Below are 22,333 nucleotides of genomic sequence, written 5' to 3'. Positions count from 1 at the left end.
CCTTCTGTGCGGTCGTGAGCCGCGGGCACCCGGCGGATCACAGTTCCGCCGGAGCCGACCCCTTCAGGTCCTCCAGGTCGAACACGTCGGCCATCCGCTGGAACCCCGTGTCGCTGGGGTGCAGGTGATCGCCCGAGTCGTAGTCGGGGCGCAGCCGGCGCGGGTTGTACGGGTCCCGCAGCGCGATGTCGAAGTCGACGACGGCGTCGTACACCTTCCCGGCCCGGATCTCCGCGTTCACGGCCTGGCGTACGGCCTCCCGCGCGTCCGTGTATCCGCGGTGCCCCTGGAAGGGCATCAACGTGGCGCCGACGACCCGCAGTCCACGGGCGTGCGCCTGCCGAACGAGGGTCCGCAGGCCGTCCGTGACGGTGCGCGGATCGACCTGGTCCGGGTTGCGCAGGATGTCGTTGACGCCGAGGTCGATGACGACGGCCTTGACGTTCGTACGGTCGAGCACGTCGCGTCCGAACCGGCTCAGCCCGCTGGGGTTGTCGGCCGGCCGGCCGAAGCCCGCGGCGAGGATCTGGTTCCCGCTGATGCCCTGGTTGACGACGCTGTAGCGGGGCGTGTCGCCGGATCCGGCCGACGCGCGCAGCCGCTCCGAAAGGACGTCCGTCCAGCGGCGGTTGGCCCCCACGGTGGAGGTGATGCCGTCGGTGAGCGAGTCGCCGAGGACGACGACGGTGCCCGTGGCCGCGTCGCTGAGCACGTCGAGCGCGGTCAGGTAGCGCCAGTACGGGCTCTGTTCGGTGTACGGGGCGGCGCTCAGGTCCTCGGCGCGGTCGCCGTCGGCCACGTACGAGATCTGCTGGGCCCGCGGGTGGTAGGTGACCGGACCGGACGGCGTCGGCGAGAACGTCGTCACGAGGACGTCCACGCCGCGCGGGACACGGACGCGCACGGCGTCACTCATCACCTGTCCACCGGAGGGGATCACGACCGCCGTGGCGCCGCCGAACGTGAGGCGGCGCATGGTGTCGGCCGTGGCGGCGGCGTTGTTCGCGGTCGCGGCGACGGCGATCGTGGCGTGCGTGATGACCAGCGGCTGCTGCCCGTAGAGATTGGACAGCGTGATGCGGGCACTCGTACCCCCGGCGGCCGTGTGCACGACGTTGCGCACGGAGCGGCCCGCCAGACCGCTCGGCTCCGTGCCGGGCTCGGCTCCGGCCGGGGAGGCCGACCAGGCGCCGACCCAGGTGCCGGTGGAGGCGGGGGCGGCGGCGTTGTGCGACGTGCGGCCACTGGCGACGTCGGTCCTGGTGCTGCTGCTGCCGTCGCCGGCCGCGACGCCGAGGTATATGGCTGCGGAAAGGACCACGACCACGGCAAGGATCGCGGCGAGCAGGGCATAACCGTGACGCTTGGTCATGCGGTGCGTTTCTCCTCGAACGAGGGAGCCCGGGGCTCCGATGTGATCACCCCATGATGCGTCATGGAGTGGAAGAGCTCCGACGCGCCCCCTAGGGGACACCCTGGTCGATTCCCCATCCGAACAGACGCAGGGAACTCCTGTGTCGTTCCAGGAGTCGGTCAGGAGGAGATGGAGAAATGGAGAAAGGGACAATGAGCACGGGGCGCGACGGGGCCTGCGAACGGGTGGAGTGAATGGAACGCACGAATTCGGGTGAAGCGGACGACATGGAGCGGCATGCCCGTACCGGCACCGCCGCGAACGCCACGACCGTCGCGCCGGCCGCCGGACCGCCGGGCCGGGCGATGAACACCTTCAGCCCCGCCGACGAGGAGAAGCGCCGCGGCGTGCGCCGGATGAAGACGACCGCCACCGGCCTGCTGCTCATCGTCGCCCTCGTCTACGTACTGGCCAGATGGGCCTCGCACGCGGGCGCGGGCGCCTGGGCCGACTATGTCGCGGCGGCCGCCGAGGCGGGCATGGTCGGCGCGCTGGCCGACTGGTTCGCGGTCACGGCCCTGTTCCGGCACCCGCTCGGGCTGCCCATCCCGCACACCGCGATCATCCCCACCAAGAAGGACCAGCTCGGCGTCTCGCTGGGCGAGTTCGTCGGCGAGAACTTCCTCTCCGAGGAGGTCGTCCGGCAGCGGCTGCGCGCGGTGGGTATCGGCAGCAGACTGGGCGCCTGGCTCGCCGATCCGGACCACGCGGACCGGGTCACGGCCGAACTGGCCGCCGCCCTCAGAGGCGCGCTGACCGTCCTCAGGGACTCCGACGTCCAGGCCGTCGTCGGGGAGGCGATCACCCGCCGCGCCGACGCCCAGGAGATCGCGCCCGGCATAGGGAAGATGCTGGAGAAGATCGTCGCGGACGGCGGCCACAGACGGTTCGTCGACCTGGTGGTCACCCGCGCCCACGACTGGCTGGTGTTCCACGACGAGCAGGTGATGGGCGCCGTCCAGGGCGGCGCGCCCGGCTGGACACCGCGTTTCGTCGACAAGAAGGTCGGCGAGCGCGTCTACAAGGAACTGCTCCGCTTCGTCACCGAGATGCGCGACTCCCCGTCCCACCCGGCCCGTGGCGCCCTGGACAGGTTCCTCACCGACTTCGCCTCCGATCTCCAGTCCGACACCGACACCCGCGCGCGCGTGGAGCGCCTCAAGGGCGAGGTGCTGGGCCGCGGTGAGGTCCAGGACCTGATCGCGTCCGCGTGGACGGCCGTACGGTCGATGATCGTGTCCGCCGCCGAGGACGAGCACAGTGAACTGCGGTTGCGGGTGCGGGCCTCACTGCTGTCCCTCGGGGCCCGGATGGCCACCGAACCCAAGCTCCAGGCCAAGGTCGACAGCTGGGTGGAGGGTGCGGCGGTGTACGTCGTGACGACGTACCGCAAGGAGATCACCTCGCTCATCACGGACACGGTCGCGGGCTGGGACGCGGAGCACACGACCAAGAAGATCGAGGCGAACATCGGCCGTGACCTGCAGTTCATCCGGATCAACGGCACGGTGGTCGGCTCACTGGCCGGACTGCTGATCTACGTGGTGTCGCGGGCGCTGGGGGCGTAATCGGGGGGAGACCGGGAACCCGGGCGGCCTTCACCCGAAGGAGAGGGAGCCCATGACCTCACCGGCCTCACCGGCCTCCACCCCCGCATCCACGGGCACGGTCACCACGAACGTGCCCGCCCGTCTGGACCGGCTGCCGTGGTCCCGCTGGCACTGGATGATCGTGATCGGTCTCGGAACCGTCTGGATCCTGGACGGCCTGGAGGTCACCACCGTCGGCAACATCGCGGGCCGGCTCTCCGAGGAGGGCAGCGGCCTGGCGATCTCCTCGGCGCAGGTCACCGGTATCGCGGCGGCGCTCTATGTGGCGGGTGCCTGCGCGGGCGCCCTGTTCTTCGGCTGGCTGACCGACCGGTACGGCCGCAAGAAGCTCTTCATGGTCACCCTCGTCGTCTACCTCACGGCGACCGCGCTGACCGGACTGTCCTTCGACGCCTGGTGGTTCTTCACCTTCCGCTTCCTCACCGGCTTCGGCATCGGCGGCGAGTACGCGGCCATCAACTCGGCGATCGACGAGCTCATCCCGGCCAGGTTCCGCGGCCGTGTCGACCTGATCATCAACGGCAGTTACTGGCTCGGCGCGATCGGCGGCGCGCTGCTGTCGATCGTCATGCTGAACACGGGCATCTTCCCCAAGAACCTCGGCTGGCGGCTCACCTTCGGCCTCGGCGTGGTCCTCGGCCTGGTGGTCCTGCTGGTCAGGCGGCATGTGCCGGAGAGCCCGCGGTGGCAGTTCATCCACGGCCGCGGTGAGGCCGCGGAGGAACTGGTCACCTCCGTCGAACGGGAGATCGCAGAGGAGAAGGGTGAGCCGCTGACGCCGCCCGAGGGCGAGATCACCATCAGGCAGCGCAGGAGCATCGGCTTCGGCGTCATCGCCAGGACCGTCTTCGGGCACTACCCGAAACGGGCCGTGCTCGGCCTCGCCCTCTTCGTCGGCCAGGCCTTCCTCTACAACGCGATCACCTTCGGCTTCGGCTCGATCCTCACCACGTTCTTCGACGTGCCGACGGGCGGCACGGGCTACTACTTCGCCGTCATCGCGGCCGGCAACTTCCTCGGCCCGCTGCTGCTCGGCAAGCTCTTCGACACCGTCGGCCGCCGGGTGATGATCTCCTCGACCTATCTGCTCTCCGGCCTGCTGCTCTTCGTCACGGCGTGGCTCTTCGACCAGGGCTCACTGAACGCGGTGACGATGACGGCCTGTTGGTGCGTGGTCCTCTTCTTCGCCTCGGCGGGCGCCTCCAGCGCCTATCTGACCGTCTCCGAGATCTTCCCGATGGAGACCCGGGCGATGGCCATCGCCTTCTTCTACGCCATCGGCACCGCCGCCGGCGGTATCAGCGGTCCGCTGGTCTTCGCCGACCTCACGAAGTCCGGCGTCGTCGGCGACACGGTGCTCGCCTTCCAGATCGGGGCGACCCTGATGTGCGCCGCGGGCCTGGTCGCCGTGTTCCTCGCGGTCAACGCCGAGCGCCGCTCCCTGGAGGACATCGCCGCGCCGCTGTCGACGGCGTCCGTCGAGCCCGAGGCGTCGCCTTCGGCGCCGTCCGCACGGACGAGGTGAGGAGTGTTCCGGCACCGGGGCCCTATCCGCGCGGTGCAGGGCCCTTTCCGCCCGGCGCCGGGGCGCTTCCGCCCGGCGCCGGGCGCTTTCCGCGGCCCGTTCTGAGTACGCGTACTCTGTCGCGCCCCCGCCGGGCGCGGAACCCTCGTACGCATGACCGAGAAGCTGCTCCGCCCTTTGCGAACGCGCCCCTGGCCGGAACGCTGGCTGACGCGTGTGCTCGGCGCCGCCCTGTCCTGCGCGGCGTACCTCCTCTGCCTTCCCTGGGACCTGCGCAACCGCCCCGGGACGCCCGGCTCGACCGTGGAGACCACCCCGGTGACCGCGACGGGCGTCGTCGCCCTCGCCGCGCTCCTGCTGCTCCTGGCCGTCCACTTCGGCCTGCGGGACGCGCTCGCCTGGCCGTTGCTGCTGGTCGCGGTGCCTCCGGCGACCCTGCTCTACGTGTCCCTGCGCACCCATCCCGGCCCCCCGGACGGCTTCGCCGACGTATGGCCGCTGACGTGGGCGGCCGTCACTCTGCTGGGGGCAGCCGCCGTGCTTGTCGCGGCCTCGGTGGCACGGCAGTTCAGGTCAGACTTGCCGGACGCCATGGAAGAGGAGCCGGCCCTGGCCGGCCGGCGCCGAGACGCCGGCTCACCGTTCGCGACGAGCGGGGGGCCCATGGTCCGTGACGAGAACAGCACCGGTCCGTGACGAGAACCGGCTCACCGTCCGTGGGCCGTGAGGAGGCAGGCCATGACCGTCCGAAGGATCGTCCCCGACGTCCGGGTCGGGTCCGAGAAGGACATGGCGGCGAACCGGGACTTCTACGGCCTGATCGGCTTCGAGGAGGTCATGAACCAGGGCTGGGTCATGACTCTCGCGTCCCCGTCCAACCCCACCGCACAGATCACCTTCCTCACCGAGGAACGCACCGCCCCCGTCGTCCCCGACCTGAGCGTGGAGGTCGAGGACGTCGACGCCGTGTACACGCGGGTGATCGCGTCGGGTGCGGAGGTCCTGCGGGAGCTGCGGGACGAGGAGTGGGGCGTACGACGGTTCTTCGTACGGGATCCGAACGGGCGGGTGGTGAATGTGCTGGGACATCGGGGTGAGGGCGTACTGGGGTGAGGCGCGCCGGAACGTCCTGGCGGCGTTCGTCGTGGGAGCCGCCTCCTGGTCGGCGCCTTCCGCGTGTGGTCAGGCGACGCGGAGGACGCTCTTGCCATGGGTCGTGCCCTCGGCGAGGCGCTGCACGGCCATGGCCAGGTCCCCGAGGGCGTACTCGGCGGTGATGTCGATGCGGACCTTGCCGTCGGCGACGAGGCCGAGTGCGCGGCGGGCGCTGTCGGCGAGCCGCTCGGGGTGGGTCCGGCTGAGCAGGTCGCTGTTGTAGGTCAGCAGCGACCTGCCGTGCATGAGGAGGTCGTTGGTGTCGGCGCGGACGGGTTCGTACGTGGCGAGGTTGCCGTATGCCACCAGCCGGCCGTGTGCCGCGAGCTGTTCGAGGCCGGCGGCGCGCGTCGAGCCGCCGACCGGGTCGAGGATGATGTCGGGCTTCTCGTCGCCGAGCCCGGCCGGGAACTCCTCGCGCAGCAGAAGCCGGTCGTACCCGAACTGCGCGGCGTAGTCGGCCCTTTCGGCAGTGCCGACCACACCGGTGATCCGGCCCGCTCCGGCCAGGCGGGCGAACTGGGCCGCGAGGGTGCCCACCGAGCCCGCGGCGGCGTGGATCAGCACGTTCTCGCCGGGCCGCACGTGCGCGGCGGTGTTGATCAGGTCGTAGGCGGTCGGTGCGCCCCATCCGAGACCTGCGGCTGTCCTCAGCGGCATGCCGCCGATGTCGAACGTGAGCGGGGCGGGTGCCAGCACCACCTCGGCGTAGGCGCCTGAGGCGGTCAGCGCGGCGACGGGCGCTCCGACACGGCGCGAGTCGACACCCGCGCCGACCGCGACGATGTGCCCGGCCGCCTCGAACCCGGGGACGAAGGGACGCGGTACGGCGAAGTGGCCGTCCCTGACCATCGTGTCGCCCCACTGGATCCCGGCGTAGGCCACACGGATCGCCACTTGGCCGGGGCCGGGGGTGGGCTCATCGAGTTCGGCGACGCGGTAGCGGTCATCGGTGTCGAGAACGACAGCCTTCACGGTTACAGCCTCCTGCGTTGACTCAGTATCCTTACAGTCGAGAACGCTATGTATATAAGGTTCCTGAGTCAACCCATGAACCTGTCAATGGAGTGAGGGCGCACGGTGGAAATCCCGATCGAGAACGACCTCTGCGCCCGGATCAGGCGGTCGGAGCAGGCGTTGATGGCGCACCACGAGGCGGTACTGCGCGCCTACGGGCTGACCATGACGCAGTACACCGTGCTGTTGGTCATCTCGCGCGAAGGTGGCATGTCCGGCGCCCAACTGGCCCGCTCCTGCGGGGTGACGCAGCAGAGCATGAGCAGCGTGCTGACCAATATGGAGAACAAGGAACTCATCCGTCGCGAGACGTCCCCCGTGCACGCCAAGGTGCAGATCGCCACCCTCACGACTGAGGGCCAGGCGCTGCTGGACCGCGCCTACCAGGAGGTGATCATCCTTGAGCGCGCGCTCACCGACGCGTTCACGCCCTCCGAACACACCGCACTCTGCGAACTCCTGGAACGCGCCACCACGGTCCTGATCCACCAGACGCGCCACGCGACAGCCCCGCCCACCTCCTGAGCCCGCCGCGCGCCCCGTACGGCCTGGAGGCGTCGGCCGAGGCGGACACGATCGTCGCCGCCCAGGCCGGGTTCGATCTCACCGACGGCATTCCGGGAGCGCTTCAAGCGAGTGGCGGGGACGAGCCCGTACGCGTACCGGCGGGCGTTTCGGGGGGCCTCCTGAGGCGGAGGCGCGGGCGCACCGGTCCGTGAAACCGCTCGGGCCCGCCCGTCGGCGAGCCGCTCAGGTCTGCGTGTCGTCAAGCCGCTCAGGCACGCCGGTCGGCGACGGCCCAGGAGGCGAGGGCCACGGCACCGGCGACCCCGAAGACGGCGGGCCAGGCGCCCACCTTCTTGGCCAGCGGATGCGACCCGGCGAAGGCGGCGACGTAGGCGGCGGTCAGCACCCCGGCGGCCGTCCCGCCGGCCTGCCGCTTCCACTGCCGCGCGGCCACGGTTCCGGCGGCGGCCAGCACGACCCCGCCCAACTGCCGCTTCCTGGTCCAACGGGCGACGCCGTACCCACCGACAAGCCCACTCGCGGCGATCACCGCGGCCGGTACCTTCGCCATTGCTGCCTCCTGCTGCCGCCGTGCACCCGTTCAGGGATGCTCCCTGTTCAGGGATGCTCTCCGAGGCTAGCCCCCCAGCTCAGCCCGGCGGGCCTGCCCCCTGGTCCGCAACTCGGCCGCATAGCCCGCGGAGACGGCGCAACCGGCACTGGCGAGGGCCACGTTTTGTGCCTCAGAGCTTGGGTTCGACGGGAAAGGGAAGCTTGTCGGCCCAGCCGGCGAGAGCTGCGACCGCGATCTCACGGGCCTCGCCGTCGGCAGCAGTTTCCGCGAGCAGGGTCCGCTCTGCGTTGGGAGCGGCGAGCTGGCGATAGAACTGGAGATCCTCGAACCCGTTCACAGCGACATCGTGGCTGCTGGCGGCGTAGACCAGGCGGGGGATACGGGCCCAGTAGCAGGCGACCAGGCACATGGGGCAGGGCTCGCTGCTGGCGTACATCACGGCGTCTTCCATGAGGTGGCGCCCGAGTTCCGCACCGGCCGTGCGGAGAGCCATGACTTCGGCGTGGGCGGTGGGATCCCGGAGTTCGACAACTGAGCTGGTGCCGGTGGCGACTACTTTCCCTTCGATGACGACGAGGGCGCCGAAGGGGGTCTTGCCTTCGTCTTCGAGCGCGTGCCGGGAGAGTTCGATGGCTTGGGCCAGGAAAGTCTGGTCCTCTTGGCGCTGAGGTACGTAGGGCACCTGATCTCCAAAATGTGCGGACGGTTGCGAGTGCGCGCCTTACATGTAGATCGAGGGATCGGCGTCACCAAAGGGGCCGTCGAGGTCCATGTCGTAGCCCGTGAGCGGGGTGGTGGCGCCAGTGACTTGGACGGTGCGCAGCGCCAGTTCGGCTCGGTGCCGGTCGGTCCAGTCGCCGCTTTTCAGCAGTTCGACCATATCTGGGATGGGCGCACGGGTCTGGTCTCCACGGAGGATCAGACGATGTATGCGGGGTGCGGCCGGGTTGCCGGGGCAGAGCAGGACGCTGGTGGCGGACAGACGGTGGTGCCATTCGTCGAAGGCCTGGTCGACTGAGGTCGATCGGTTGACGGTGTCCGGTGAGAGGGGAAGGTTGTGCAGGATGACCCGGGTGATGGTGAGTCGGTCGCCGCGGCGTAGCTGAGCGGTCATGAGTGCCTGGTCGACTTCGTTCCGGAATGCCGTTAGGCCGGGCCGGAGCCAGGCCTGGTCGCATTGCACGACCACCGCGGCCGACACATCCGATGCCTCAAGATCGGCCAGGCGGTCGCGCCAGAGGGCGACATCTATGACGGTGTCGGTCACGTTCCCTCCCGGGTGTGGGCGCCGACCAGTTGTAGAACCTTCAGGCCGACGGTGATGGCTTCGACGGGGTCTGATTCCGTGGCGGCGCCCGGCAGGACGCGGGCGGCGAGGCGGGCGGCGGCCGTCAGAGCCGGGGAGGGAAGCGAGCTGAGAAACGCCCGCAACTCTGTGTCATCGTCGCGGGGGGCGAGCGGGGCCAAGCGGCAGGCGATGGCGAGAATCATCGCGGCCGGACGTCGGCTCGGTTCCACGAGCGGGGCGGGTACGCGATATGTGTCACTCCCTCGTGCCCTGAGTATCTTCGCGGCGGGCGAACCGGGAGTGTCGGCGCGGGAGACGAGGCTCAGGAGCGCTTCGCGGCCTTGTGCAGCGGTGGCGAAGTAGCGATGGGTGGCGAATGTGCGCAGATAGGCCCCCAATAACTGGTGATCGGGGGTGAACTCGGGACGCACCAGCTCCGGTGGGTGCGGCACTCGGGTGTCGCGCAGAGTGGCGAGCGTGGTCACGGTGACCAGCGCCCAGAAGTGGTCGTACTCCACTGGCGGCCCGAAAGCTGCCCGGGAGGCGTCGGCTTCGGGCGTGGAAATGGCCTCCGTGTCGTCGTACAGGGTGTGGCGTAGCTGGGTGAGGATGGACGCGCCGTCCCAGTAGTTCCCCATGAACTTGGTGCCGGTGAGGATTTCGTAGACGCCGTACAGGGCGCCGGCCTGGTGAGCGCCATGGAATTCGGCGAAGTCACCGCTCCACAGGAGTGCTTGGAGCGGCTCGGTGAAAATCGTGCCGAGTTCGTCGCGTGTAGTGGCCGACTTGGGGTCGGGGTCGACGCAGCGCAGGATCTTCAGGCGGGCGTCGGTGGTGAGGGCGACGAGTTCACGGGCGGCCCGGTTGGAGGCCACCCCGCGTACCGACATCAGCAGCGCGGTGTTGGCGAGCCACGCCAGATAGCGGCTGAGCGTGCCCAGGGGCGGAGCGGGATCGGGCAGGCGGCGGCAGTGGCGGACGACCGAGTCGATGAGTGCGTGAGCACAAGTGCTGACCTGGACCGGGTCGGCGCCGCCGGCCAGGGTGGCGCGGGTAAGGCGATGCAGAACGTCGAGGTGGACGGTGATGGAATCCCGGGCAGCGTCCGCTGGTACCTCCGCCTCCACCAATTGATCGACAAGGTTTCGGATCGCAGTGGGGTCGTTGCTCGTAGCGGCCTGGCTGACGGTTCCCAGGTAGGAGTTGATGACGGGGTCGGTGTCGAGCTCGTAGAAGAAGGAGCCGAAGCCCGTTCCCTGGCGGGCCAGAGCCCCGGCCAGGGTCCGGCGCAGCAGCCGGTTGCGGCCGCCGATGCTGGCAAGACCGAAGAGCTGCACGAAGGAGAAGACCCCGAAGATGTTGGCCAAGAGGAACAGCAGAGCGCCGTAGGTGGCGCTGGCGGCGTTGTCACCGAGGAGACCGCAGGCTGTGAACAAGGCCGCGAACCAGCCGATGAGCACCCATTCCCTGAAGGCGATGTGACTGTCGATCGCCTGTAACGAGGGCCAGGAGCTGGCAGCTGAGAAGGTGAGCGCGAAGATGACCGCCTCGCCGGTCAGCAGTGTGGCGAAGAAGGCGATGCTGAACTGAGTGGCGTCCACGATGTCGTCATGGCTTCGTGGATGGCGGAGTGCGACGAGGCCGAGCGCCACGGCACACACGAACAGCGCCAACTGTCTCCATGTCTGCACCGCTGCCCCGTTCGCCTCCCGGACCTCACCAGCGGTGCCCAACTCTTTCAGGGAACAGCTGTGTTGCCAACAGGGAGCGGGCGACCCACGCGGGCCGGCGGCCGGAAAGAGCATGGCAGCGGTGGAGCCCGGGTGCACTCGGCCGAGAGCGATGAGCCGGGGGGAACGGCGTCCTTCCGGTCATCTCGCGGATGTGGTCAGGAACTTGTGCCAGGCCTCGGCCGACACCGCAATCCGGGGACCGTCTGGCCATTTGGAGTCCCGCACATGGACGCCGGCCGCTATGAACGCGGCCTCCACGCATTCGGTGGCATTGCCGCCGCTGTGTGACGACTTGAACCAGACGGGTTCGGAGACTGGCTTGGGACCGGTCGGCATTCACAGCTCCCTACGAGCGCGATGGATCATGGCGGAGGAAGCCTCCATGTCCAACGCTTGCGCCTGCAGGTACTCGAACGCAAGTCTGTATCGATCCAGCTCTTCGCCCTTCTCCAGGAAGAGCGAGCCGGTGTGGAAGTCGACGTACACCACATCAAGGGCCGGCTCGGTGCCGCCGATGACGACGAAGCTTCCCAGCGCGGCGGCATGGGCGCCCTTGGCGAAAGGCAGTACCTGAAGGGTGATGTGAGGGGACTCGTTCGCTTCCAGCAAGCGGTCGAGCTGCTCCCGCATGATCTGGGGTGACCCGACCACGCGGCGGATCACGGATTCGTCGAGGATCGCCCACAGGCGGAGCGGTTTCGGGCGGTCGAGAATCTGCTGCCGTTTCATGCGGATGTCGACCAGGCGCTCGATCTCCGCAGATTCAAGCGGCACTTCGTTGGCCTTCTGCAGAGCGGTGCTGTACGCCCGTGTCTGGAGAAGGCCAGGGACATAGACGCACGCGAAGTGGCTCTCGCGTACGGCCTCGTCCTCAAGCGTGAGCAGCAGATTCATGCTCTCCGGGATGGAGTCGGCGAAGGAGCTCCACCAGCCTTGCTGCTTGGCGTTCTTGGCGATCCCGACAACGGCTCGGCGCTCAGCCTCAGTTGCCTCGTACTCGCGGCACAACGCATCGATGACGAGCCATTTGACCGGTCCGGCCTGGGTCTCGTACCGGCTGACCGTCGCCTTGGACACGCCGACGAGCTGCCCGGCCTCCTCAAGGGTGAGTCCTTTACGGGCGCGCAACTTGCGCAACATCGCGCCTAGTTGGCGGCGGCGGGTTGTGGTCCGTTCGGACATGCAGCTCCTTCGCGTGAGCCGGGCAGAGGCCCGGAGATCCTCAACAGGCTAGGCAGTCGAGAGGTGGCCCCACCATCAGATTCACTCGATGGATTCTCGTGAGAAGTTACACAGTGAGACTTCTCCATGCCATGCTCGTTCCGAGATCGCTACGCAGTGCAGTCGTATGGATACGGCAGGCGCAGCATGTGCGTGGCCTGGGAGGGAGGAGCCGGCCATGTCCGGCTACGAAGTCACCGAACCCCGACTCCGCTGTGTCCTGCCTTTTGAGGCGGCGCCGGCGGAGGTACACCTGCTGCGGAGAGCCGCCGTTAAGCAGTTGAGCCGCTGGGGGACACCTGTCGCCGTCGACGAGGCGGAGTTGCTCGTCGCGGAGCTGGCCACCAATGTCGTCAAGCACGTCGGCGAGGGCACATCGGCGACCTTGGTCATTGAATGGAGGGGGGAGCGGCTGCGGCTTGAGGTCCATGACAGAAGCCGAGAGATGCCCTCGCTCAGGGAGCCGCACTGCGACGAGGAGTGCGGCCGTGGCCTGCACTTGCTCACGACGCTGACGGCGGCCTGGGGCACAGTTCTGACAGCAGCCGGCAAGGCGGTCTGGTGTGAGGTTGCACTCAACGCGGGCCGCACCTGTCTACGGATCGAGCGGGCCGCCGAAGTACTTGAGCGCTATCGGGGTCCGCACGGCAGTGCTGACCTGCAGGGGAGAGTGCAGGAAGCGGAACTGAAGGAGTCCGCGATCGAGCTGATCGCGGACCTGCTTCACTGGACCGCCTCCCGGGGGCATGATCCTGACGACATCTTGGACCGTGCTCAGATGCACTACGAGACCGAAGCGGACGCGGCCTAGTGGGCGGGCGGCGGGTCGGACTTCCGCATCTGCTCCCTGAGAGAGTCCGGTGTGCGCCAGGATTCTCCGGGGCGGCTCCTGTGACACATCCGGTGGCAGTTGGCGCACAAGCAAGCGAGATCGTCGAGCTTGGTCTCCCGCACTCCAGAGACGTACAGGGGAGTGGCATGGTGCACTTCGATGTAGCCCTCGCCCAGGTCGCCGTATGTGCGGGCGAAGTCAAAATTGCAGACCTCGCACCGGAGCGCGCGTCCGCTTCGTCGTACCTGCTCAACCTTGAGCGCGCGGAGCTTCGGGTCCCGCTCGCGGGCGAGGGCCCAACGGGAGAGGAGACGCCCCTCGATGGCGGTGAGACCCGACTCGTCGGCTTCGTCAGGCTGCGGGGGGATGCGGTGCAGGTCGCCGGAAGTGATGCCGGCCTCAATGGACTGGGCGGCCTGGAGCATCGCAGCTTCACGATCAGTGAAGGCTTGAATCATGAGCAGGGTTGGCTTCCCGCATCGAGTGGGTTTGCCGGAGTACAGTTTGTGATTTGTCATGAAGTCCGTGGTCTTTCGGCTCACACTGTCAGGCGACCGAAAACCGGGCAACGCGAGCGCCTCCGGCCCATGGAGTGGAAGCGAACGCAGCAGTTCCGACAGTTCGTGGACCTCCTGGTGGCTGGTCCGCAACTCGCGCCAGCCGTTCTTCACTACAAGCGCTCCGGCCAGAACAAGCTCATCCTCGATCCACGCAGGTATCCGCATGATCAATATCGTATGAGCGTTCGGCAGGCTGGAGGGTTCGTTCAGTGAACGGCGAGGCGTGCTGCACACTTGGTGGGGTCTCGTTGTCAGTGGGGTCTGTCACCCTCAGTGATGGTGGATTGCAAGATGTGTCTGCCGTTGTACGGCTGTAAGGAGGGGCATGACCCGCACGAACGAACCCGAGCGCGTTACTGCAGGGTCGACGGAGCCTGAGTTCACGTCGATCGAGATCTGCGCTGGAGCTGGTGGCCAGGCCATCGGCCTGCACCAAGCAGGCTTCGGGCATCTGGCGCTGGTAGAGATCGACAAGCACGCGGTTGAAACGCTTGAGCTGAACATCGACGACCACGAGGTGTGGGCGTGGGAGCGAGAGCACTGTGACGTCCTGTCGGCTGACGTCAAGGAATTTGAGCCCTACCGGGACCTGCATAAGGGCGCCGCACTGCTGAAGCAGGACGGCCTGGATCTCTTGGCCGGCGGCGTGCCGTGCCCTCCGTTCTCCCACGCGGGGAAGCAGCTCGGTAAGGATGACGAGCGAGACCTCTTCCCTCGAATGCTGAAGCTCGTCGACACTCTCAACCCACGGGCTGTAATGATCGAGAACGTCCGCGGGATCATGGACCCGAAGTTCTCGAACTACCGCGACCTGATCAGGGCGAAGCTCCAGGGTGGTACGTACCAGGGCGACGATGGGCAACTCGTCTCCGAGGAGGGACTCGGGTACACCGTCTGCAAGTGGGACGTCCTGGAGGCCAGCGACTTTGGAGTGCCGCAGCTTCGTCCCCGGGCCATCCTTGTCGCATTCCGGGACGACGTCATCAAGGATCTCAAGTACGAGTGGCCCACAGCTACACACGAGGATCCGGTAACTGTTGCTGAGGCTCTTGAGCCTTCCATGCGCGAGCGCTACAGCCGATACTCCACAGGAGTGCATGCGGAGCAGGCTCGCAAGTCTTTGAACCGGTGGCTTCAGAAAGCAAGCGAACGCGATGCCGAGCTAAAAGACAAGGGTGGTGCGGGCATTGCGCCCACACTCGTCGGCGGATCGAAGAAGCACGGTGGCGCAGACCTCGGGCCGAGCCGTGCTAAGGCGGCGTGGAAGCTGCTGGGTGTCTCAGGTTTGGGCGTTGCCAATGACGCCGAGACTTGTGAGAAGAAGCAGACTGAAGGCCGTGACCTGTTCGGCTCTGACGGGCCGATGCTGACGGTACGGCAGGCCGCCATCATTCAGGGTTTCCCAACCGAGTGGGATTTCGCGGGTGGCAAGACTGCACAATACCGGCAGGTGGGGAATGCTTTCCCGCCGCCTGTAGCCAGGGCTGTCGGTAAGTCGATCATCGACGTGCTGAGGGCGGCGCGGGAGCGTGACCTGAAGCGCTGATCACGTGTCTGCATCCCTCATTCTGGCTGTGCTGCGGCGCTTCTCAACTTCGGCAGCAATACGTGCAGCACAGTCTTCGGAGGGTTCGTGTTCCCAGAACCGGAGCACCGTCCAGCCGGCCTCTTCCAGGCGCTGGTCGGTGTCCCGGTCCCGGGCCATGTTCCGTGCGACCTTGTCAGACCAGTAACCCGGGTTGGTCTTCGGCGGTACGTAGTGCTCGGGGCAGCCGTGCCAGTAGCAGCCGTCGATGAACACGGCGACCTTTGTTGGACGGAAGACCAGGTCAGCAGTCCGGCGAAGAGTGGGAAGCGGTCTAGCCGCTACTCGATAGCGCAGCCCTTGTGCGTGGACCAGTCGCCTGATTAGCCACTCAGGTGTGGTGTCGCGACTGCGGATAGCCTGCATGTTGCGGCGTCTCGCGGCCGATGAAGCCCAAGAGCCAGTCGGCGGTTGCCACTCGACGTCCATGAGACCCCTTGCACGTTTTGGCTATCTTGAGGGCAGCTTTGGGGCAGGCCGGTCTGGTTCTTCGTCCGGGCCGATGGCCACCCAAATGCAGCCATCCAGTTCGACCGTTGGGCGATCTCCATGGTGAGGCTGAGCTTTAGCCACTCTAAAACTTACGAACTCGCCCTTTTCCGGAACCGGTCCTCCGAGTGCTTGCGCAACGGCTCGATGGTTCCGAGAGTCACCAGGAATTATATATCCCTCTTCTCTCAGGGCCGGCCGGGCGCGTATGCGGTCTTTGTCGTCTCGTACGCGGGCCATGTAGTCATGTTGTTGGGCCAGCGTCCTGACTACGTTGCGATCAATTCTGCTCCTTTGTACGCGCCGGAATAGCTCGTTGACGCGTTTCTGGCCCGACGTGGGTTCGTAGAGTGCTCGGCGTGTTTCATTATCAAGATGAAGTAGGAGATTTTTTTTGAGTGGCTGCAGATGCCACAGCCAGTCGACGAGATATAGGTTCGATTTGTTGAGCCGGTACTTGTGGTCCCGGTTTCCCTTCCTAGTCACTAGTCCATTCCGGGTGAGTTTCTCTTTGTCTGCTCGGAAGAGCCCTGCGCTCCACTTGCTGACTTGGTCATCGGCCCACACGACCAAGCAAATCTCTCCCATGGCTTCGGGAGGGATCATCCACCCACCCAAGTCCTGAGAGAACTTGCAGTCCACATCCACGCCGACGATCTCATAGTCCATATCTCGGCCCGAGTTGAAATCAAACTCTCGCTGCAGGTTGATCTCTACGAGAGTCCCGGCGTGAGTCTTTTCAGTTTTGTGAAGCTGGCGCCAGTCGTAACGCCCAGTGTTTTCCCCGTCGAGGAGCTGGTCTATCGTATTTCGCAGAATTACTGCAAACTTTTTTCCTTCAGGGTCCAATTTGAGAAGATGTTCGCGAACCCTTTTCAACTCTTCGTCGTCGGCGTTAGTGCTTGCCGTGACTGTCGAAATGTCAATGGGCAGAGTGTCGTCTTGATGGCTCGTCAACGAAGGCCTCACGTTAGGGCGGAAGTTTGATCGCTGGTGTCGACTGGCACGCGTAGCAAGCGCGGGAGTTCATCGACGAAAGCTGACCCTTTGAGATAGAGGTCGTAAACTTCCTCGATTGTCTTGTTCAGGGTGAATGTCGCATAGTTGCTGTGGACGAGTTCGTTTCTAACAGCCCCTATCTCAAGGAATGCTTCTTGGCCGTCGCGTATTGGCTCCTTCGCCGCTATCTCGGCCTCAATTACCTTCTTCTGTTCTTTTCCAAAAAGGGCCCAAAAAGGGCCAGCCTTTCTGCGAGGCCAATTGAAGTAGGTGTGATATTGTCGGCTGATGGCCTTTTGGTCTACTAGGGAAGCGATCCCTGGAGCAGTCACATGCTCGCGTACGTAGCCTCGCAAATGCAGGCACACGTAATGCTCAAACTCGCTCGCGGCGGCGAGGAGGAGAACCTTTGGCAGCATTGTCTGCAGGGTTGAGTGGAAGGAGGGCTCGCGAACCTGGAGTTCCGCCAGCATCTGCTGTTGGTCGTTGTACAGGAGTGCTACCGGTTTCGCGGGCAGGCTCACTGTGACACCTCTTCGAGAAGCGTACGCATGAGATTGCAGGTTGCGGTGAGCCGGCCTTTGACGTTCGCTGTCTTTGTAGATCCTTCTTGCGAGAAGGCGGAAAAATCTTTGCTGCGTCCAAAAGCCGCGACTTTTGCAGGGTCCAGTTTCTTCATGTCATAACCCTCCTTGCGAAGAGTCTGCGCCGCACAGTAAACTGATTCGAAAAATAGTGCACTAAACTTCTTCTGTCCAGGCCAGAACGTCCATTCGTCCCAGCCTTGAATTGTTTCGAGGAACCATTCCCAGTCTTTAGTGACCTGAGTTACTTGGGTTTCGTTAAATCCCTGCGCCTCCTTGCAGAATGAATTAATGAAACTTATCATTGAGCCCGAGTATGCATCTGTCCCGTGGTTGAGAGATAGGGCCCGCAGGATGATCTCGATGTCCCGCATCCGGAAATCTGGATCTGTCGTGCCAAGAATGGATCGCCACTCTTTATTTTCGTTCAGGGAGAATAGATTCTCGAAGAACTTCGAGTGGTAGAGGCTTGCTCGGATTTCTTGAGTGTTGAGGTTTACTCCGCCTGTGTTGAGGCGATTGAACATTTCGAAGATGGAAGAGTCGTCGTATTTCGGGTTGATCTGCTTGACGATTACGTTTCGAATTGTTCGGAGATTGAATTGGGTTTGATAGTCGTCGAGGGTTTCGTAAGTTAGGCGTGAGAATCGATTAGGGGATCCATTGGGCAGCTTTGGCAGTTGAAGTTTGAAAGGCGTGAAGAATTCATCATCTGCCAGGAGTTCTTCAGTCAGCCCTGCCCCTGAATTGAGTGCCTTCCTGAGCTCGCCACGCTTTTCTTTTTTGGGGAAACGTCCTTTCATGAAGAAGTGGACTGTCAGGAGTCTCTGCTGCCCGTCTATGACAAGGAATCTGTTTCGATTCTCCTCGTAGAGGAACACCTGGGGAACTGGAAGCCCTAGAATGAGCGACTCAATGAGCTTGGATGCCCGCTTGATGTCCCATACATAGTTCCGCTGAAATCCGGGTGTCTGGATGGCTCCTTGGCTGATGAAGCTGTTAATGGTTAGAGTGTTGAAGTCGTTGGGTGACGAGACGATGTCGTACTCGCTGACCTGCTCTTGCTCTTCGTCTTCGACTTCAATTTCTTCGATCGAAAATTCCTTGGGCATTGTGTGGTACCCCCTCAGATAGCAGTGGCCGCCGATCTCTTGACCGTACGCAATGAGGCTTCGGCTGACCTCGTTTTTGTGAAGCCTTTGGTGTCAATGGCTGAGGGTCAGCTCACGACGCGGGGTCAGAGGCAGCTTGCCCGTGACACTCCCCATAAGCCGCCCCCGACCCGCACCAGCACCCCTCCCCCCGCTGCGGCGGCCAAGCCACAGCCAGCCCCCGGGCCGCCAGCGTCGTCGCGTACTGGGGGAGCAGGATCGTGTCCGCCGGGGACGCGGCCTCCGAGGCGGCGAAGGCCTCGTAGGACGGGACTGTGGCTGTCACGATGCCGAGGTTCGGGGTGCCGGACGTGGCCAGTTCGCGGAGGGACGCCTCTATGGTCGCGAGGTGCTCCTCGTGGGAGGGGTACTCGGTGGTGAGGTCCGGGTACGCGGCGGTCAGTTCGGCGAGTTCGGGGGCCGACCAGTGCAGGACCGCCACCGGGAAGGGGCGGGAGAGCGCCTCGCGGTAGGTGCTCAGTTCGGCCTGGAGGCGGGTGATCTCGGCCTGGAGTTCCGCGGGGTTGTCCGAGCCCAGGGACCAGACCCGCTTCGGGTCGTGGAGTTCGTCCAGGGAGATCGGGGACGAGTGCAGGGTGTCGGCCAGGGCGTCCCACTCGTCGTGGGCCGCGCCCAGCATGCGGCGCACGCGGTGGCGGCCGAAGAGGAGCGGGAGCGTGGCGTACGGGGGCTCCGGTACGTCCGTCAGGAGCAGGACCGTTCCCTGCGTGAACGTGTCCTGCGCCGCTTCCAGTTCGTCGTGCGACTCCAGGGCCTCCGCCACGATCACCCAGGGGGCCGGGTCGAGCGGGGCCGCCGCCCTGACTCCGTCGATGATCGCGCGCGCCTCGGCCTCGTGGTCGTACTCCCACAGGTTCGACGCCTTGAGGGCGCGTACCAGATAGGGCTTCTCCAGGGGAGTGTCCGAGGCGAGCAGGCTGTCGTAGAGGGTGGTGGCGCCGGGGCGGTCGCCGGACAGTTCGAGGTGGGCCGCGGCTTGCAGGAGCAGGTGCTCGGCGTCCTCCGGATACAGGCCGGCGGTCCGCTCCAGGCGAGCCGCTTCGGCGGTGTGGTCGACGTTCTCGGCAGGCGTGTCGGGGCGCATGGGGGACACCGTACTGCCGTCGGGCCGCCAAGGAGAGAGACCTGCAGGCCAGAGACGCGGGAGTCCCCGATGGCATATTCCGGAACACGTCATCGCGCCATCGCGTTGGCCGAGCGCCCGTCGGGCGGTCGGCCGACGGGCCGCGGCGGCTCGTGTCGCCGCGGCCCCCTCAGGCCAAGCCTCAAACCACCACCCCGTCCACCTGCAACGTCTGCACCGCCCCCGCCGCGAACGGCACCGCGAGGGACTTGCCGCTGAGGTAGGTGTCCGAGTGGGACGTGTAGAGGTCGCCGCCGCCTGACGTCAGGGTGTTCCAGCGGGGGACCAGCCCGCTCGTGCCGCCGGAGACCGTGGTGAAGCGGGAGAGGTCGAAGGTCAGGGTCTGGGCGGACGTCGCCTTGTTCGCCGCGACGATCACCAGGCGCTTCGCCGTCGCGTCGTACGCCGCCGCCGCGTAGTCCACGCCCGTGTCCACGATCGTCATGCCCGGGCGGATGTGACGGCTGAACTGGGCCATCACATAGAGCTTCGTCTCGACCGCGCCCGCCGTCAGGGTGCTCGCGTCGTACTTGATCATGCCCCAGCCCGCCGTCGGGTCCATCACCTGCCAGTAGACCCAGGCGGTCGGGTGCAGCCAGCGGAAGTCGAGGAGGAGGTTGCTCGCCAGGGTGAGGCCGGTGCCGTCGCCGTCGCCGTACTCGGAGTTCCACAGGGCCTTGCCGGACGACGTCACGGCATCCGTGTAGAGCAGGTCCCGGCGGCCGCCCGAGCCCTGGTAGCCGTGCACGTTGACCCGGTTGACCAGGCCCTTGGTCGTCGAGCTGAAGGAGCCCCACGTCGTACGGGCCAGGTCGTAGCTCGTCTCGTCGGACGCGGAGATCTTGGTGGACGTCAGGCCCCGCGTGTCCAACTCGCTGCGCAGATAGGGAAGTACGGCCGACTGGACGGACGCGTCCACGTGGCAGCCCTCCTGGGTGCCGGTGGACGTCCACCAGTTGGAGGAGGGCTCGTTGAACGCCTCCACGGTGGCGAAGTTCACGCCCCAGTTCGTCTTCGCGTAGAGGGCGACCGCCGCCATGTGGGAGGCGTGCTGGCGGTAGTTCCAGGACTGGAGGTTGTTGCCGCCGCCGGACGCGCCCGACGGGTTGTGGTTCGAACACATCCACCACATCGGGGAGTTGGCGAACAGCTCGCTCGTCGCGCCGCGTGCCGTCGCCTTGGTGAGGGCGGTGCGCTGGGTGGCGTCCGCCGTCCATTTCCAGGCCGACGACGTCGGGTCCTCGTTGTTCCAGTCCTGCCAGTAGCCCTCGATCTGCTTGAAGGAGGGGATGTTGGCGGAGGCGGTCATGGTCTCGCCGCCCACGCTGTTCCAACTGGACGCCCCGAGGTTGTAGCGGGCGATGTTCAGTCCCAGACCTGGGCGCGAAGCGCCGTTGTACGTCGTCGACTTGGTGGTGAAGAAGAGGTCGGCGAAGTCGTCGCGGGCGCCGAAGACATTGGCCCACCACGCCAGCGAGGTGCCCCACCCCTCCCATTTCCCGTACGTCGTCGCGGGGTTGACGGCGATCGTCGCGTCCGCGCGGGCGGTGCCCGTCGCCAGGGCGCCGCCGAGGACCGTACCGCCCGCGGCGGCCAGAAGTGTTCTGCGTCGGATCATGGCTGGCTTCTCCGTCCGTCTCGGCACAACTTCCGCTCTTACCAACGGAGTTGGCCGTCGATTTCGACTCGACTTCGAACTCGGCCGCCGGCTCGTCCCCGCCGGCGCTTGCCCGTCCCACTGATGCCATCAGGAAGCATCGGGTGTGGCGTGTGGGGTTGTCGAGAGTTGTGACAGCCCTTTCTAAAACCGGTGGAGGAAGCCTTGCGGCCGAGCCTGCGGGTGGCCCGCGACCGATCCGGCGAGTGGTCCGCGGATGGCCTGGTGGGTGGTCCGCGGGTGATCTGGTGGATGGTCCACGGGGTGATCTGCGGGTGGGTCTGGGCGTGGGGTCTGTGGGTGGTCCGCCGGTGGTCCGTGGGCGGGCGGAGGGGCGTCGGTGCGGACAGGAGCCGCGCGGGGCTGGCGAGTTGGCGGGACGGCGCCTATCGTGCGCCCGGCGAAGGGGGCGTACGGATGCGGGCTCCGGGGGTCGTTCACCACGGCACGCGGCGACGGCGGGCCGCGTACCGGCGCGCGGTCTGGAGCGGTGCCGAGGTGCTCGTCACCGTCGGAGTGGTGCTGCTCCTCCTGGTCGTGCACCAGCTGTGGTGGACCAACCGGGAGGCGCGGCACGGCGCGGAGCGCAAGGTGCAGGCGTTGGAGCGGGAGTGGGGGAGTCCGGACCCGGGGTCCACCTCTCCCGGCGCCGGCGGCGGTTCAGGCACCGGGGGAACCGGCGACGGGAACACCGGCGAGGGGAAGACCGCAGCCGGGGGTGCTGGACGGCCCCCAGGGCAGTCCTCCTCGTCCGGCGTTCAGGCGCGGCCCCGTTGGTCCCAGGCCTACGCCGTCCTCAGCATTCCCCGGCTCTCCCTCCGGGTGCCCGTCGCCGAGGGCGTCAGCAAGGCGGACGTCCTCAACAAGGGCTACGTCGGCCACTACAAGGAGACCCAACAGCCGGGCCAGGCAGGCAACTTCGCGCTCGCCGGGCACCGGAACACGCACGGTGAGCCCTTCCGGTACCTCCCGCGGCTCCGGCGCGGCGACACGATCACCGTCGAGACGAGGGCCGCCGTCTACACGTACACGGTCGACCGGACGCTTCCGCGGACCTCCTCGCGGGACGGCGGAGTGATCCGCCCGGTGCCGCGCAGCACCGTCCGGCCGTCGTACGGGTACAGCGAACCCGGGTACTACATCACGCTCACCACGTGCACCCCCGAGTACACCTCCCGGTACCGCATGGCGGTGTGGGGGAAGCTCACCTCGATGCGGCCCCGCTGACTCGCGCCCGGCCCTGCCGGCCCCTTGCCCCGCCGCCGACCCGGCAGGCTCACGCCCGGCC

The 22,333-nt window shown here is 66.4% G+C and carries 23 protein-coding genes and 1 pseudogene; 9 read left to right on the top strand and 15 right to left on the bottom strand.

The annotated features are described in order from the left end of the window. Positions 1-37: 37 nt before the first annotated feature. Entirely contained in the window at positions 38-1,372 is a 1,335-nt protein-coding gene (locus tag ACZ6KY_RS10980) for an SGNH/GDSL hydrolase family protein (RefSeq protein ID WP_469310014.1), read from the bottom strand. Between the two features lie 236 nt (positions 1,373-1,608). Between ACZ6KY_RS10980 and ACZ6KY_RS10975 the strand changes: the two genes are divergently transcribed. The 4 genes from ACZ6KY_RS10975 (at position 1,609) to ACZ6KY_RS10960 (ending at position 5,662) form a co-directional block, all read left to right on the top strand. Then, a complete protein-coding gene (locus ACZ6KY_RS10975; RefSeq protein WP_469310013.1) occupies positions 1,609-2,982 on the top strand; it encodes a DUF445 domain-containing protein in 1,374 nt (457 codons plus the stop codon). Between the two features lie 52 nt (positions 2,983-3,034). Beyond that, entirely contained in the window at positions 3,035-4,549 is a 1,515-nt protein-coding gene (locus tag ACZ6KY_RS10970; protein WP_469310012.1) for an MFS transporter, read from the top strand. A 153-nt stretch (positions 4,550-4,702) separates the two neighbouring features. Then, positions 4,703-5,245: a hypothetical protein gene (locus ACZ6KY_RS10965; RefSeq protein WP_469310011.1), complete on the top strand. Its 543-nt coding sequence runs from the start codon at positions 4,703-4,705 to the stop codon at positions 5,243-5,245. A 42-nt stretch (positions 5,246-5,287) separates the two neighbouring features. Next, the gene (locus ACZ6KY_RS10960) at positions 5,288-5,662 is read left to right on the top strand and encodes a VOC family protein (protein WP_469310010.1); all 375 of its coding nucleotides are present in this window, start codon (positions 5,288-5,290) and stop codon (positions 5,660-5,662) included. Between the two features lie 69 nt (positions 5,663-5,731). On the opposite strand, the gene ACZ6KY_RS10955 is transcribed toward ACZ6KY_RS10960, so the two are convergent. Continuing rightward, positions 5,732-6,679, bottom strand: coding sequence for a quinone oxidoreductase family protein (locus ACZ6KY_RS10955; protein WP_469310009.1), 948 nt, complete (start codon positions 6,677-6,679; stop codon positions 5,732-5,734). Positions 6,680-6,784: 105 nt separating this feature from the next. Between ACZ6KY_RS10955 and ACZ6KY_RS10950 the strand changes: the two genes are divergently transcribed. After that, positions 6,785-7,246, top strand: coding sequence for a MarR family winged helix-turn-helix transcriptional regulator (locus ACZ6KY_RS10950; RefSeq protein WP_469310008.1), 462 nt, complete (start codon positions 6,785-6,787; stop codon positions 7,244-7,246). Between the two features lie 8 nt (positions 7,247-7,254). Next, positions 7,255-7,411 (top strand): annotated as a pseudogene (locus ACZ6KY_RS10945) (AraC family transcriptional regulator); the annotation flags it as partial. A gap of 85 nt (positions 7,412-7,496) precedes the next feature. Here ACZ6KY_RS10945 and ACZ6KY_RS10940 read toward each other — a convergent pair. From ACZ6KY_RS10940 to ACZ6KY_RS10915, 6 genes are all read right to left on the bottom strand, one after another. Next, complete coding sequence (locus ACZ6KY_RS10940; protein WP_469310007.1) at positions 7,497-7,799, bottom strand: hypothetical protein; 303 nt, start codon at positions 7,797-7,799, stop codon at positions 7,497-7,499. Positions 7,800-7,971: 172 nt separating this feature from the next. Next, complete coding sequence (locus ACZ6KY_RS10935) at positions 7,972-8,484, bottom strand: nucleoside deaminase (protein ID WP_469310006.1); 513 nt, start codon at positions 8,482-8,484, stop codon at positions 7,972-7,974. Between the two features lie 39 nt (positions 8,485-8,523). Further along, positions 8,524-9,069: a hypothetical protein gene (locus ACZ6KY_RS10930; RefSeq protein ID WP_469310005.1), complete on the bottom strand. Its 546-nt coding sequence runs from the start codon at positions 9,067-9,069 to the stop codon at positions 8,524-8,526. Next, positions 9,066-10,781, bottom strand: a complete 1,716-nt coding sequence (locus ACZ6KY_RS10925) for a hypothetical protein (RefSeq protein ID WP_469310004.1) — start codon at positions 10,779-10,781, stop codon at positions 9,066-9,068. The genes ACZ6KY_RS10930 and ACZ6KY_RS10925 overlap by 4 nt, the downstream gene beginning before the upstream one ends. 180 nt (positions 10,782-10,961) lie before the next feature. Continuing rightward, on the bottom strand, positions 10,962-11,159 hold the full coding sequence (locus ACZ6KY_RS10920) for a DUF397 domain-containing protein (protein WP_469310003.1): 198 nt from the start codon (positions 11,157-11,159) through the stop codon (positions 10,962-10,964). Beyond that, a complete protein-coding gene (locus ACZ6KY_RS10915; protein WP_469310002.1) occupies positions 11,160-12,005 on the bottom strand; it encodes a helix-turn-helix domain-containing protein in 846 nt (281 codons plus the stop codon). A 217-nt stretch (positions 12,006-12,222) separates the two neighbouring features. Here ACZ6KY_RS10915 and ACZ6KY_RS10910 point away from each other — a divergent pair, with 217 nt between their 5' ends. Further along, the gene (locus ACZ6KY_RS10910) at positions 12,223-12,855 is read left to right on the top strand and encodes an ATP-binding protein (RefSeq protein ID WP_469310001.1); all 633 of its coding nucleotides are present in this window, start codon (positions 12,223-12,225) and stop codon (positions 12,853-12,855) included. On the opposite strand, the gene ACZ6KY_RS10905 is transcribed toward ACZ6KY_RS10910, so the two are convergent. Continuing rightward, positions 12,852-13,601, bottom strand: coding sequence for an HNH endonuclease (locus tag ACZ6KY_RS10905; RefSeq protein WP_469310000.1), 750 nt, complete (start codon positions 13,599-13,601; stop codon positions 12,852-12,854). The two genes, ACZ6KY_RS10910 and ACZ6KY_RS10905, sit on opposite strands and share 4 nt — an antisense overlap. Before the next feature lie 160 nt (positions 13,602-13,761). Here ACZ6KY_RS10905 and ACZ6KY_RS10900 point away from each other — a divergent pair, with 160 nt between their 5' ends. Next, positions 13,762-14,982 (top strand): DNA cytosine methyltransferase, encoded by a 1,221-nt coding sequence (locus ACZ6KY_RS10900; protein ID WP_469309999.1) that lies wholly within the window; start codon positions 13,762-13,764, stop codon positions 14,980-14,982. On the opposite strand, the gene ACZ6KY_RS10895 is transcribed toward ACZ6KY_RS10900, so the two are convergent. The 6 genes from ACZ6KY_RS10895 to ACZ6KY_RS10870 form a co-directional block, all read right to left on the bottom strand. Beyond that, positions 14,983-15,450, bottom strand: coding sequence for a very short patch repair endonuclease (locus ACZ6KY_RS10895; RefSeq protein ID WP_469309998.1), 468 nt, complete (start codon positions 15,448-15,450; stop codon positions 14,983-14,985). 21 nt (positions 15,451-15,471) lie between these two features. Next, a complete protein-coding gene (locus ACZ6KY_RS10890; RefSeq protein WP_469309997.1) occupies positions 15,472-16,467 on the bottom strand; it encodes a NaeI family type II restriction endonuclease in 996 nt (331 codons plus the stop codon). 8 nt (positions 16,468-16,475) lie between these two features. After that, the gene (locus ACZ6KY_RS10885) at positions 16,476-17,033 is read right to left on the bottom strand and encodes a HEPN domain-containing protein (RefSeq protein ID WP_469309996.1); all 558 of its coding nucleotides are present in this window, start codon (positions 17,031-17,033) and stop codon (positions 16,476-16,478) included. Then, the gene (locus tag ACZ6KY_RS10880; protein WP_469309995.1) at positions 17,030-18,205 is read right to left on the bottom strand and encodes a GmrSD restriction endonuclease domain-containing protein; all 1,176 of its coding nucleotides are present in this window, start codon (positions 18,203-18,205) and stop codon (positions 17,030-17,032) included. The genes ACZ6KY_RS10885 and ACZ6KY_RS10880 overlap by 4 nt, the downstream gene beginning before the upstream one ends. A 112-nt stretch (positions 18,206-18,317) precedes the next feature. Then, positions 18,318-19,349, bottom strand: a complete 1,032-nt coding sequence (locus ACZ6KY_RS10875; RefSeq protein WP_469309994.1) for an SEC-C domain-containing protein — start codon at positions 19,347-19,349, stop codon at positions 18,318-18,320. Between the two features lie 181 nt (positions 19,350-19,530). Further along, on the bottom strand, positions 19,531-21,006 hold the full coding sequence (locus ACZ6KY_RS10870; protein ID WP_469309993.1) for a glycoside hydrolase: 1,476 nt from the start codon (positions 21,004-21,006) through the stop codon (positions 19,531-19,533). Between the two features lie 456 nt (positions 21,007-21,462). On the opposite strand from ACZ6KY_RS10870, the gene ACZ6KY_RS10865 reads away from it, so the two are divergent. Then, positions 21,463-22,272 carry a class E sortase gene (locus ACZ6KY_RS10865; protein ID WP_469309992.1) on the top strand — a complete coding sequence of 270 codons (810 nt, stop codon included), beginning with the start codon at positions 21,463-21,465 and terminating at the stop codon, positions 22,270-22,272. The last annotated feature ends 61 nt before the right edge of the window (positions 22,273-22,333 follow it).

The organism is Streptomyces sp. NPDC042002 (assembly GCF_055588305.1).
The sequence above is the reverse complement of the archived record's forward strand: the minus strand, read 5'-3'. Positions and strand labels throughout refer to the sequence as shown.

What these genes read in the sequence shown, in the direction of transcription:
- ACZ6KY_RS10975 (WP_469310013.1), top strand. Translation starts at nt 1,609, where the DNA reads ATGGAACGCACGAATTCGGGTGAAGCGGACGACATGGAGCGGCATGCC.
- ACZ6KY_RS10895 (WP_469309998.1), bottom strand. Translation starts at nt 15,450, where the DNA reads ATGGACGTCGAGTGGCAACCGCCGACTGGCTCTTGGGCTTCATCGGCC.
- ACZ6KY_RS10915 (WP_469310002.1), bottom strand. Translation starts at nt 12,005, where the DNA reads ATGTCCGAACGGACCACAACCCGCCGCCGCCAACTAGGCGCGATGTTG.
- ACZ6KY_RS10870 (WP_469309993.1), bottom strand. Translation starts at nt 21,006, where the DNA reads ATGATCCGACGCAGAACACTTCTGGCCGCCGCGGGCGGTACGGTCCTC.
- ACZ6KY_RS10875 (WP_469309994.1), bottom strand. Translation starts at nt 19,349, where the DNA reads ATGCGCCCCGACACGCCTGCCGAGAACGTCGACCACACCGCCGAAGCG.
- ACZ6KY_RS10970 (WP_469310012.1), top strand. Translation starts at nt 3,035, where the DNA reads ATGACCTCACCGGCCTCACCGGCCTCCACCCCCGCATCCACGGGCACG.
- ACZ6KY_RS10920 (WP_469310003.1), bottom strand. Translation starts at nt 11,159, where the DNA reads ATGCCGACCGGTCCCAAGCCAGTCTCCGAACCCGTCTGGTTCAAGTCG.
- ACZ6KY_RS10865 (WP_469309992.1), top strand. Translation starts at nt 21,463, where the DNA reads ATGCGGGCTCCGGGGGTCGTTCACCACGGCACGCGGCGACGGCGGGCC.
- ACZ6KY_RS10900 (WP_469309999.1), top strand. Translation starts at nt 13,762, where the DNA reads ATGACCCGCACGAACGAACCCGAGCGCGTTACTGCAGGGTCGACGGAG.
- ACZ6KY_RS10965 (WP_469310011.1), top strand. Translation starts at nt 4,703, where the DNA reads ATGACCGAGAAGCTGCTCCGCCCTTTGCGAACGCGCCCCTGGCCGGAA.
- ACZ6KY_RS10880 (WP_469309995.1), bottom strand. Translation starts at nt 18,205, where the DNA reads ATGCCCAAGGAATTTTCGATCGAAGAAATTGAAGTCGAAGACGAAGAG.
- ACZ6KY_RS10910 (WP_469310001.1), top strand. Translation starts at nt 12,223, where the DNA reads ATGTCCGGCTACGAAGTCACCGAACCCCGACTCCGCTGTGTCCTGCCT.
- ACZ6KY_RS10940 (WP_469310007.1), bottom strand. Translation starts at nt 7,799, where the DNA reads ATGGCGAAGGTACCGGCCGCGGTGATCGCCGCGAGTGGGCTTGTCGGT.
- ACZ6KY_RS10980 (WP_469310014.1), bottom strand. Translation starts at nt 1,372, where the DNA reads ATGACCAAGCGTCACGGTTATGCCCTGCTCGCCGCGATCCTTGCCGTG.
- ACZ6KY_RS10960 (WP_469310010.1), top strand. Translation starts at nt 5,288, where the DNA reads ATGACCGTCCGAAGGATCGTCCCCGACGTCCGGGTCGGGTCCGAGAAG.
- ACZ6KY_RS10905 (WP_469310000.1), bottom strand. Translation starts at nt 13,601, where the DNA reads ATGCGGATACCTGCGTGGATCGAGGATGAGCTTGTTCTGGCCGGAGCG.